The sequence below is a fragment of the Oribacterium sp. P6A1 genome (assembly GCF_000702885.1).
In the GTDB taxonomy this organism is placed as follows: domain Bacteria; phylum Bacillota; class Clostridia; order Lachnospirales; family Lachnospiraceae; genus Oribacterium.
On sequence record NZ_JNKO01000003.1, the window covers coordinates 25518 to 37863 of the forward strand.

Sequence of the window (12346 nt, forward strand, 5' to 3'; positions counted from 1 at the left end):
ACTCCTTGTTAAAACAGATCCAGCATACTGTCAAGATAGGTTTCTTCCCGTACCTTTAGCTGATACTCCGGCTTTGTCATATAGTAGAGTAAGAATTCGAAGATCACAGCGCTTCCGAGACTTCTTCCCTCTATTTTGAAATGTGAAAAACCCTCCGGTACATATATGTTCTGAATATCCTCTATTCCGATAAATCCGGGGTTTTTCATGGCATCGGAAAATCTGTAGCCTTTTTCAGCATCCGGTGATACACAGATGTGATCTTCACAGTCCTCGCCGAGATTCTTTCTGCTGACATTTTCATAGCATCTTTTTCTGTCGTAGCAGCCGTACCAGCAGCACTCATTACAAAGAAATTCCACCTTTTGTTTTCGTGCCGCTGACAAGGCATTAAGCCTTAAATGTTCCCTGTTCAGTCTGAAATCGGGTACTACGTAGCTGAAGTCGTCTCTGTTAAGTTCTTTTTCAAACTCATTGAAATCCGTCAGAACCTTTGTGGTGGAGGAAACAAAATAGTAATCAGGGTAGTTTGATCTTATATGGTTAAGCAGCAGATCAGAATGAATGATCACTCCGCTTTTTGAGGTTCCGCAGTGCTCAAACATTTCACATAATGCATTACAGTTCTTATCAGTTAAATGATTCTCTTCAATAAGAGAATTACTGAAAGTAAGACGGGGGGAAATATCATACTCCTTCATAAGTGAATAAACATCTTCAGGAGTTTCTTCTCCGAAACCGACCCGTCCGCCTCCCCAGAGACAGTCCTGAGGGGCGCCGTATATGGAGCCTATATCACACCAGTCATAGAAATACTCTCTGTGTTCACGAAAAAGCGATAAAAACACTTTATACAATTCATAGAACTCAAATAATCCCGGAAGGTGGTAGTAAGCCTTTGCGTTTTCTGTCATTTCATATTCCTATCATAAAGTTACGTTTTTTCTTATTTTTATTTTGATGACATTGACCTGCTCCGCATGTTCTTCATAGAAATATTCGATTTCCTCTGCGGAGTTTTCGATCATGGTAAGAGACAGGGTGTTATCGGTATGCCTTATGTCGAATTTGTCTCCGCCGTAGGAAGCGCTTATGATGCAGTTCTCATCCTGCTCCGAATACTCCACAGTCAGGTTTATGGGAAGCCTTCCTCCCTGAGGTATAAGAATCTGCTGTATAAGTTCCTCTATGATGAGGCGAATACGGTACTTATCCGCTGCTGCAACATCGTTTTTCAGGAGATAAGCATCAAGCTCTGCATTGAAATGAATGAAGTCATAGGAGTTTGTATCAATGACTGCTTCAAATACCTTCAGTTTCCTGATGAATCTTCTGGTTAGCTCTTTCTTCGGAGCGTCAAAGATTTCCTCAGGGCTTCCCTCCTCATAGATTCCGCCTTCATCCATGTAGAAAACCCTGTTTGATATGCTTCTTGCCAGATTCATTTCATGGGTCACTATCATCATGGTGGTTCCGCCTCTTGAGAGGTCCCTTATTACCGCCTGTACCTCTGATACCATGGTTGGATCAAGGGCACTGGTAGGCTCGTCAAGAAGTATGACCTCCGGATCCATGGCAAGGGTTCTCGCGATGGCGGCACGCTGCTTCTGACCGCCGGAAAGTTCATACGGATAGCTCAGGGCCTTGTCCTCCATTCCCACTCTTTTCAGAAGTTCCATGCCCTTATCATAGGCTTCCTGCCTGCCTTTTTTCAAAAGATCCATGGGTGCCAGCATCAGGTTCTCAATGACCGTGAGATGCCCGAAGAGGTTGAAGGACTGGAATACCATTCCCATCTTCTGTCTCGCTTTTTTTATGTCATAGCCTTTTCTGGTAATGTCTTCGCCGTCAAATATGATCTGCCCCGAGGTGGGTTTTTCCAGAAGGTTCATGCAGCGGATAAGGGTTGATTTTCCTGTGCCTGAAGGTCCGATCACAGCTATAACGTCTCCATCATTTATGGTGAAGGAAACATCTTTAAGCGGTGATACATTGTTGTATTTTTTTGTAAGGTTTCGGATCTCAATCATGAGTATTCACCCCCTTAAGTATATCTTCACGATTTCTCTTTTTCGGGTCAATGCCTGTTTCGATATGACCCACGATAAAGGTGAGAAGTCCGCCAAGAATAAAGTATATAACCGCTACAGCTATAAGCGGGAAAAATGCTTCATAGGTCCTTCCACGTACGATGTCTCCCATTTTAGTGAGATCCTGAACGGCTATGTAACCGACTATGGCGGTGGCTTTCACAAGTGATACTATGGAGCTCTTGAAAGCCGGCAGAAAATGAGGTACCGCCTGTGGGAGTATGATACGGAAGAAGGAATGTATATCTCCGTATCCAAGAGCAAAGGCGGCTTCAGTCTGCCCCTTATCGATGGCTCCGACTCCGGATTTAAGCATTCCGAATACACCGGAACCGAATACAAGGGTAAAGCCTATTATAGCCACAGCAGTTCCGCTCAGCTGTGATTTTGCGAAAATGATGTAGTACAGGATCATGAGAAGCACTACCATGGGCATGCCCTGTACCAGCCACACAAAGAAAACGGCAAAGGCATTGGCAGCCTTGTTTCCATTTCTGCATAACATGTAGATAAGAAAACCGAGGATCGTACCGAAAACTATGGAAAGTGAGGTTATGATGAGGGTAGTGAGAATTCCGGAAATGAACAGCTTGTACCGGTCCTCTCTTATAAAGGTTTTTTCAAAGCTTTCCTTAAGGCTGCCGAGGAAAGTGTTGTCTTCTGTTCTTCCGGCGGTGCTTGCACTTCTCACGATAAGAACATAATATGCAGGAAGATATTCTATAAAGTTCAGAGATTCCTTTCGTTCATCCGTAACAACAAGTGAACCGCTGATGATATCTGCTTTTCCGGATCCTATGGAAGAAAGAACGGCTGAGAGATCAAGAGGGATGAACTCAACATGTACATCCAGATCTTTGGCAATTAGGAGCAGCATTTCCACGTCAAGACCAAGAACCTCCCCGCCTGTACCCACATAGCTCATAGGCTGTAAAGCATCACCTGTCGCTACGGTCACAGTGCCGTTTTTACCGGGCCAATCCTGAACCGGAACAGTTTTTACGGATTCATCGGCCCCTGTCCATTTTTTCCAAAGAGCATCTTTTGTGGATTCCGGGATCCTGTCATAGGCTGCCTGCCACTCTTCTATACGAGAATCATCTTTTGCGAAACCGAATCCAAAGGTTGTTTCACCTAGATTTATGGGGAAAAGGGCCAGCTCGTCATCTCTGTTTGCAGCCAGCTCGGCCACCGCATTGTTCATAAATCCGGCATCGGTCTTATGGGTTTTGATGCCAAGAATCATGTCAGCCAGGGATGTGAAGTAGGTATACTCCTTTGCGCTTTTTACCTTGGAGGAAATAAGTGATTCAAAGGGAGCTCCGTTAAGCATGGAAATGGTTTTTCCGTTCAATTCATCAAAGGTCTTATATTCAGCTTCTTTAGGGGAAGCAAGGTTTTCTGTGAAAGATGAAAGACTTTTTGCCGGAACGGCAAGCACTATACCGCCAGAGCTTGTGGGATCGGAAAACAGCACCTCTTCAGAGCGCTCGGGAGTGACATTCATATCCGTGGTGAAATCGTATTTACCGGACTGTATGGCAGGGATTCTGGCAGAAAAATCCACATCCCCAAGATCCAGAGCATAGCCTCTGTCACGGCAGAATCTGACTACCAGATCTATGTCATAACCAACATTTTTTCCGTCCTTTATGTAGGACCAGGGCATGTCTGTGGAGGTGGTGATGACATGGATGGTGCCCTTCTCTCCTGAGAGGTCATCCATGGGTACTGTTTTCTTCTCTTCGTCGACACCCATCCAGATGTCGTCTATTTCCTGAAGTGTACCGTCTGTGCGGATCTTCTTCAGGAATTCATTCAATTCCTCGCAGAGTGCTGCGCTCTTCTCGTCGTTTTTACGGAAAGCGAAGCTGTAGTCCTGACTGGTTATACGGTCGTGAATGTAATCGATCTCAGGATTCTCTGCATGCATGGTCTTCAGGTTAGGCTCGTCTCCTAAGTAGGCATCTATCTTTCCTGCAAGAAGTGCTGAATTACAGTCAGGATAATTGTTGTAATACAGGTACTCACAATCGGGAAAATATCTGGCCGCAGCATCCTCCATAAGAGTTCCCGTGAGGACGCCTAATCGTTTTACCTTATAGTCCTGCCAGTGTATGCCGGAATCGGAGCCGGGGGCGCCGCTGTCAGCCAGTGCTTTTTCGGAGAAAAAAACGGGCAGAAAAAGAAATGCCAGAGAAAAGATACAAAACAGTTTCTTAAAAACATTTTTCATAATAAAAAACCTTTCATACTCGTGATTTTGTATATATATGAAATCGGCAGGAAAACCTGTTTGATTATGGTAAAAAAACTCATGACCATACGTAAGCTTAATTTTGAGCTTAAGCCGGTCATGAGTCAATCGGTTTTATAGATAAATAAACTCTGTTTTCAAATAATTATCTCCTGAGTTGATATCGTAAACACACATCGGTATCCTTGTTTTTGGATAAATCAGGTTAGTGTTAGGCTCAGGAATCAACAGTTCCACTCTTCCTTCGCATCCCAGAGAATGAACAGTACAGGCATCTTCGTTTTCAGGTACTGCGAATCCGCAATCATAAGCTTTTATCTCAACGTCTTTATAAAGTTTCCCGGAAACTTTTACCATATGCTCTCTGATATGTCCCCTTTCTGTCGGGCGGAGTACTGTTATGACATCAATGCCTCTTACGGGGCTCCAGTGCATCTCTACATGGTCTTTATCGATTATATAGTCCTCTTCTGTCATGTTTTTTGTGTAAACGAAACCGTCTATTACAAATGCAAGGGTGGAGTCAGGGGCATTTTCCTGAAGGTTCATGTTTGAGCGGGCAATGCTGAAACCGAATTTACTGCTGTAGGCGAATTTCGAATACTTTTCAACATTATGGCTGTGGCCTTCATGGTTTGTCTTACCGGGAACCAGAGCCACTACCTGAGTACAGTGTCCATCCTTATAGCCACGCTGCAAAAGCATGGGTACATGGGGAAGGAATAATGTTTCGGTTTCACAGGTTGAAGAGGTAACTGAACCGGATAAAGATATATCTGTATTTGTGAAGTCCCAGATTTCATCATCATCTTTCAGAGCCAGATAGAAAAATGCCTGCAGAGCCCAGTATGGGGAACCGGGAGCATTGTAGCTTTCCGACATCTGAAGATTCGGATAACCGTAACCTATGGTTAGGATGCCGGCATTGTCAAAGATAGGCCGGTTAAGCCACCATGATAGATTCCTGCAAAGAAGCTGAAGGATACGTGTCTTCGGTATAGGGTACACTTCTGTCATGAGACAGGTTGACCAGAATGCACTCTGAGCAAAGCGGTAGGTCATGGATCTTCCGTAGGGGAAGCAGGCGCCGCTGTCATCAAAGAAGTACTCAAAATCCTTACCAAAGGCCATGGCTCTTTCGAGAAATCTTTCAGAATGTTCAGGGTCGACCTCCTTCATGAACTCTCTGTATATAAGTCCGAAGCTAAGCATCACAAAAGGATTGTAGTAGTCCTTGTCTCCGCCGTTACCGTCGTTGTACCATCCGCCTTTTCCGTAGTATTCGTCAATCATCCGGAGGCCGTTTTCCATATTTTCTTTGCTGTATGGAAGACCGCGAACCTTAAGGGCAAGGTTTGTGATGATCTGGAAGAACTGCCAGTTGCAGGCGCAGAGGTTGTGGCGGTTACATTCATTAAGCCAGTCAGAAAGATTTTCCTTTACTCTATCGGAAAGGGTATCAAAGAAAAATTCAGGGGCGTAAAGCAGGGCAAAACCAATAGCCGGCATTTCGCAGAATTTCTGATCAAAGTCATGACAAAGTCCCCAATAGTCAGGAGACTCAGGATCGGTTCCTGCTTCTATTCCCCTGATATAGATTCTTACCAGTTCGGAAATCAGAGCCAGTAGTGAGGGAATATGTTCAGAGTCCTTTGATGAAGTACATGCAGTATACGAATCGGAGCAGAAACCATCCTTGAGGGTTTTATTTTCCATTATGGCAGTTTTATTGACTTTAGTTAAAACTGTAGATTTCTCTTCTTCGGAAAGCCCTGCCAAAAGAGGAACCAGCCCCCAAAGAGGTCGTGCAAAGGCCTCCATCTCCTGGGAAGACAGTTCATAGTGGGTTCCGGTATCTCCTATGCGGAGTCTCGCTCCTGATTCTGAGTAAAACGGAATAAGTGATTTTAACAATTGAAGAAGTACCTTCTGCGCTTTTTGTTTATCTGACAGGTCAGATGGGGTTAAATCTTTAAATAATTTCATGTTAATTACCTTCAATGTATGAGTATAGTCCAAAAGTGTGTTCAGCAGGATAATACAGAGCCCTGTTGAACACACTTTGAACTTGAACATATCGTATTTTAATTACTCTTATATCCGAAATTCGGAAGGGTCTCCCAACGGCTCTTCAGGAAATGTGCAGCCATCTTCGGACGACGCTCTTTGGTGAAGACACCCTTTCTGTTACCGTCTGCCCGATACACTCCCTGGATGGTGCCGAAATCTGCAAAGGCCCAGCACTGCTCTCCCATAAAGAAGTCCCGCTTGTCAAACTCAGCATCTATACGACGATAGTATTCCGTCTGAAATTCCTCCGTCCACATCTCCGCAACGGTTCCGTGAAGTCCCGGCAGGGTGTCGCAGCCGTACTCTGTTACCATCACAGGCTTTCCCTGCTCTGCCCAGAAATCAAGTTCCAGATTCCATGCATAAATCGCGCTGTCCAGGTCTCCGCTTAAGTTGTACCAGCCGTAATAACGGTTAATGCAGACCACATCCATGGTTCTTGTGGTGATGTCCCTTGTGTAGTCATTCTGGCAGCACACAAGAGTTACAGGTCTGTTCTGAGGATCCAGCTCATGGGTGTATTCGTAAAGTTCATGCCAGTACCTGTAGGCGGACTCCGGGAAATTCTCGGTGTCTGGCTCGTTTCCTAGAGACCACATTACCACTGAAGGATGGTTCTTGTCTCTTGCCACAAGGTCCCTTAGGATACTTTTATGGTAGTCCTTTATGGGGAAGGTGTAGGGATCCGCTACTCCGCCGCCTGCGATGCCCACAGCCGGTGTTTCGTCAATGATTACGATACCCTCTCTGTCACAGAGCCTGTACATCTCTTCTGCATAAGGATAATGACTTGTTCTGAAGCTGTTGGCTCCAATCCAGTGAAGAAGGCTCACATCCTTTACATTGAGTCCTTCGTTAATGCCTCTGCCGGAAACATAGAAGTCCTCATGCTTACCGAAGCCTTTGAAGTAGAAGGGCTTTCCGTTGATAAGGAATTTAGTGCCTTCGACTTTCACGGTGCGAATGCCGAATTCCTCAGTGTATTCGTCTTCACCGAAGCGTACCCGGAGGCTGTAGAGATAGGGATCCTCAGGCCATGGGTTCCAGAGATGTGCATCGGGAATACGGATGGTCCCGGATGGACCTTTTGCTTCGGCGATGACTTCGCCATCACGATCCAGAACTGAAACAGTGATAAGACTTTCAGCCTCATCCTGTGAGCCGGTTTCTGATTTGCAGTTTTTTAAGGAGGCTTCACACCCATCAGCCGTAACTTTTTCAGTGGCATTGGATTTTGAAACCTCAACACTGTAATTCACAACCCCATCATCCCCGTTCACTTCCGGCACTATGGTTACATCCTTTATGTAATCCGAAGGTGTTGTGTAGATGGAAACGTGGCGGTTGATTCCTGCATAGTTAAAGAAATCGAAATTGGGAAGGTTTACGGTGCCGCGGTGCTCCTTTGCCTTTTGAACTGCAGGAACCTGAGCATTGTCAGAACCGAAGAAGGCTGTACCCTCTTCATTTCCCATAGGCAGAGTGTGGTGATCCACACGGTTGTTGCAGGAAACCGTCAGTTTTATTTCTTCACCGGGTGTCACAAGATCTGTTATTTCAGCTTCAAATGGAAGGAAGCCGCCTCTATGAGTCATGAGCTTTTCTCCGTTAAGCCACACTGTACTGTCGTGTGCTACGGCGTCAAATCTTAAGAACAGGCGCTGGCCTTTGAAAAAGCCGGGAACCACACAGGTTTTTTCATAATAGGCTTCTCCGGTGTGGTTTCTGTAAACCGGATCCTCCCGCTGGTCGTTGTAGGATGCAGGAACATAAAGCTCCTCCGCATCCTTTGGGAAATGCTTTTCCCACTGCCCGGTCTTGGCTTCACCTTTATCGATTTTAAATTTCCAGAGACCGTCAAGCTTCATGACGGCCCTTGATTTATTTTCTATTGGAAATAACATAGCTGCTCCATTCTGGGAATCATCAGTGAGGGGGTGATTGACACTTATGATTACACTGCTGTTTTTCTTCATCATTAATTACTAAAGATTACACTGATGATTTTCTTTATCATAATCACTTAAGATCACACACTGCTGTTTTCATTTATCTTAAGCTTAATCTGAGTTTATCTTAGGTCTTTCATTACCAGTAAATCTTCCAGTCCGGGACACTCAGTCTTGTCAGGGCTTCCATGTAGTAGTAGTCTCCCCAGATTATGCATTCGTCCACACCTTCTTCCGTGCAGGTGTTGAAGGGAGTTTTTTTGCTGTAGGTTCCGTGAAGTATCTGACCGTTTGATTTTTTGCTGTCGGTCACACGGTATCCGTCATACAGAGCCTTCATTAACTTCTTTGCGATGGATCTGTAGTATCCGGCATCCTCTTCCTTCATGTACTTTGACATCTCAAGCATTCCGCAGGCGGCTATAGCGGCTGAGCTTGAGTCCCTGGGCTCTGAAGCCTCATCTCCGTCACCGAAGGTGAGATCCCAGAAAGGAACCAGGTCTTTAGGAAGATGATTCAGGAAATAGGTGGCGATACGCTTGAAATATGCGATGTACTCTTCTCTCTTTGTGTACTTGTAGGCCACTGCTGTACCGTAAATACCCCATGCCTGACCTCTCGCCCAGGCTGAACCGTCTTTGTAACCCTGACAGGTAGAACCATGAGAGAAATCCCCTGTCTTAGGATCAAGGAAAACCGTATGCCAGGTGGAGTCATCATCCCGCAGAATATATTTCATTGTGGTATGTATATGTTTTTCGGCAATGTCTCTGTATTTCACATCACCGCTTACCTCTGATGCCCAGTATAAAAGCGGAAGATTCAGAAGGCAGTCTATGATGAACCTGTAGTTCCCGGGATCATCCATGGAACCCCAGGCCTGCAGGAATTCACCTACAGGATGGAATCTTCTTATGAGCTGTTCCGCTGCAAGTATGGCGGCTTCTCTGGCAGTTTCATTTCCTGTAAGCTTGTAGGCCGCAACACAGGATGGACTGAAAAGGAAACCCATGTCATGGTTGTCTACATCGAATCTTTCTTTGATCCTTTTGTGAAAGGATGAAACCTGGGTAAGACCGGCTTTTAAAAGCTTTTCACGCTCTTCCCCAGAGGCTCTTTCATAGGATAGCCATATCTCTCCTGTCCAGAAGCCGGTGGTCCAGTTCCTGTTCTCTCCAGGTTTATAGAAACCGGAAAAGCTTGCAGGTCCCGGGAAACTGTCTGTAAAATCCGGAAGATTCCTTTCCACCTGAGTGACTGCAAAATCCAGAGCGGCAGTCACCTCTTCCGCTGATATTTCTTTATATTGAGCTATATTATGTTCGTTTATCCAAGTTGCCATGATTTGATGGATTCCTTTCTGATATATCATATAAAAGAAACCGAAGTTCAAATATGACTTCGGTTTCTTTTGAAAAAATGATACCGGATGATTAGTAAACATGAGGATCAATCATGAGTTAATAGGTTAAAAAAAGGTAGTTGATTTTATGAAAGATTCGTAAGCTGCCTGCCGAATGCGGAGCAACATACACTTTCATTGAAATAGTGTTTGTGTATGTACCGGTACCATTATTTCATGGATTAATTATCAGCCCTTTACACCGGAGCTTGCAATTCCTGCTACGAAGTACTTCTGAAGCATCAGGAAAACTATGACTACCGGAATAAGGCTTATGCAGGAAGCGGCCATAATGAGACCGTACTCTGCGGAATACTGTGATATGAACATCTTGAGACCGATCTGAAGAGTTTTCTTGCTTTCTGAAGTCAGATAGATAAGTGGTCCCAGGAAGTCATTCCAGGTATTTACAAAGGTGAAGATAGTTAAAGTTGAAAGAGCCGGCTTGGAAAGGGGAAGCATGATGCTGAGATATATCTGATACTCGCTCATGCCGTCGATTCTGGCTGCCTCACAAAGCGAATCAGGGATGCCCTCATAGAACTGACGCATCATGAAAACACCGAAGGCTGTGAATGCCTGAAGTATGATGATGGACAGGTGGGTATCTGCAAGTCCAAGTCTTCTCATGAAAAGGAACTGGGGAACCATGTAGGACTGCCATGGGATAGCGATGGTTGCTACATATGCAAGGAACAGGAAGTCTCTTCCCCTGAATCTTAATTTTGCAAATGCATAAGCCGCAAAGCTTGATGTAAGAAGCTGGAAGAAAGTTACGATAAGTGTAAGCTTCACTGTATTCTTTGTGAAAGTAAGAAGAGGTATCTTGGTCCAGATATCAAGATAGTTTCTCCACTGTGGCTCATAGCCGAACCACTGATAAGGTATAACGAAGATGTCCTTGTTGAACTTAAGTGATGCTGTGATCATCCAAATGAAAGGAATGAGCATTATCGCTGCAAACACTATAAGTACTGTATATACAAGAGTTTTTCCGATTGTTTCATTGGTTGATTTGCTTTTCATTTTGAAATATCCTCCTGCCTCATTAATTGGGGAAAGCCGGCCCATTTAAGGTTCGCTTCGCGAAGGCCAGCGTTGGCGTTTCTGGGAAAGCCAGCCCATTCAAGGCTCGCTGTCGCTCGAGGGCCGGCGTTGGGTGCCAGATCCCTTCGGAATCTGCCACATTATCTGGGAAAGCCGGCCCATTTAAAGCTCGCTGGCGCTCGAGGGCCGGCGTTGGCGTTTCTGGGAACGTCAGCCCATTTAAAGCTCGCTATCGCTCGGGGCTGACGCTACATGCCAAGTTCTTACAGAACTTGCCACATCAATCATTAGCGTAATTCTTCTCGCCGCTGAACTGGATGATGGTGATGGCAAGAACGATGGCGAAAAGTACCAGAGAGCCTGCGCTTGCGATACCGAGATTCCAGTTTCTGAAAGCCTCTTCGTAAATGTAGTAAACAAGAACGATGGCGGATTTGTTAATGACTCCGTTGCTTCCTCCTGCCAGCATATATACGATGTCGTATACCTTGAAGCAGTTGATGGTGAGCATGATGATGACGAAAAAGGTGGTAGGCTTTAACTGGGGAACAGTCACATATTTAAACTTCTGCCAGACATTGGCACCATCAAGTCCTGCCGCCTCATAAAGCTCTGTGTTGATGTTCTGAAGACCTGCAAGATAGATGACCATGTAGTAACCCATATTCTTCCAGATGGAGAACATGATGATGGTCATGAGAACCGTCTTAGGTGATGCGGCCCACTTGAGAGCGGGAATATGAAAAATATTCAGTAAAAGCTGATTGATGACTCCGCCCTTTGCAGGTGTGAAAAGCATGTTCCAGACAGCGGCTACCGCAACAAGTGAAGCTACGTATGGGAAAAAGGTCACTGTTCTGAAGAAGTTCCTGCCTTTTATCTTCTGGTTGAGAAGGATGGCGAGGCCGAGAGCTATCATCAGTGTAAGAGGCACTGTAAAGATGCTGTAGATAACTGTGTTCTTGAGAGATGCCAGGAAACGGTCATCCGAAAAGATAGTTACAAAGTTTTGAATACCTACGAATTTCCACGGGTTACTACCGTCCCACTCCATAAATGCCATGATCATGGCGAGGATGATGGGACCCAGAGTAAAGATGGCGAAACCGATGAAATTCGGAGCTATAAAGGAATAGGCAACCAGTGCCTGTTTAAATTTTCTGCGATTTGCTTCTTCTACGCCGGTTGTTCTTACAGTTGTAGCTGCTGTCATATGGTGCCTCCTGAGTTTTGTGATGTCAGCCGGTTGAAATTCGACTTCGTCGACGGCTGACGCTACATGCAGGGTTTTCATGGAAAACCTGAAATATCATTTGATTTAAAACTGCATTCAGCAAAAAACATCATAGGAAATAGATATGATCTCTTTTGCAGAATCCTGCCTTAAACCGTTTTGTATAGTCGGGGGAATTTAGAAATAAGCGATTAGATATCTTCTGATTTATCAGAAAGATTTTCATAGAATAAGGGCTGCCGCACTGTCGCACGACAGCCCTGATAAGTTTTTGATTCAAGTGAATTATTCAGTCAC

7 protein-coding genes and 1 pseudogene are annotated in these 12346 nt (G+C 45.0%); all 8 read right to left on the reverse strand.

The window, feature by feature from the left end:
* Positions 1 to 8 precede the first annotated feature (8 nt).
* Positions 9 to 914: a hypothetical protein gene (locus T515_RS02740; protein WP_036607333.1), complete on the reverse strand. Its 906-nt coding sequence runs from the start codon at positions 912 to 914 to the stop codon at positions 9 to 11.
* A 399-nt stretch (positions 915 to 1313) separates the two neighbouring features.
* Positions 1314 to 2030 (reverse strand): annotated as a pseudogene (locus tag T515_RS18395) (amino acid ABC transporter ATP-binding protein); the annotation flags it as partial.
* Positions 2023 to 4326 carry an ABC transporter permease subunit gene (locus T515_RS02750; protein WP_081832635.1) on the reverse strand — a complete coding sequence of 768 codons (2304 nt, stop codon included), beginning with the start codon at positions 4324 to 4326 and terminating at the stop codon, positions 2023 to 2025. The gene T515_RS02750 and the pseudogene T515_RS18395, both read right to left, overlap by 8 nt.
* 135 nt (positions 4327 to 4461) lie before the next feature.
* Complete coding sequence (locus T515_RS02760) at positions 4462 to 6333, reverse strand: DUF2264 domain-containing protein (protein WP_036607615.1); 1872 nt, start codon at positions 6331 to 6333, stop codon at positions 4462 to 4464.
* Positions 6334 to 6431: 98 nt separating this feature from the next.
* A complete protein-coding gene (uidA, locus tag T515_RS02765) occupies positions 6432 to 8321 on the reverse strand; it encodes a beta-glucuronidase (protein WP_036607617.1) in 1890 nt (629 codons plus the stop codon).
* Between the two features lie 184 nt (positions 8322 to 8505).
* Positions 8506 to 9708, reverse strand: coding sequence for a glycoside hydrolase family 88 protein (locus T515_RS02770; RefSeq protein ID WP_036607345.1), 1203 nt, complete (start codon positions 9706 to 9708; stop codon positions 8506 to 8508).
* Positions 9709 to 9957: 249 nt separating this feature from the next.
* Complete coding sequence (locus T515_RS02775; RefSeq protein WP_036607348.1) at positions 9958 to 10794, reverse strand: carbohydrate ABC transporter permease; 837 nt, start codon at positions 10792 to 10794, stop codon at positions 9958 to 9960.
* A 301-nt stretch (positions 10795 to 11095) separates the two neighbouring features.
* Positions 11096 to 12028 carry a carbohydrate ABC transporter permease gene (locus T515_RS02780; protein ID WP_051671366.1) on the reverse strand — a complete coding sequence of 311 codons (933 nt, stop codon included), beginning with the start codon at positions 12026 to 12028 and terminating at the stop codon, positions 11096 to 11098.
* Positions 12029 to 12346 lie beyond the last annotated feature (318 nt).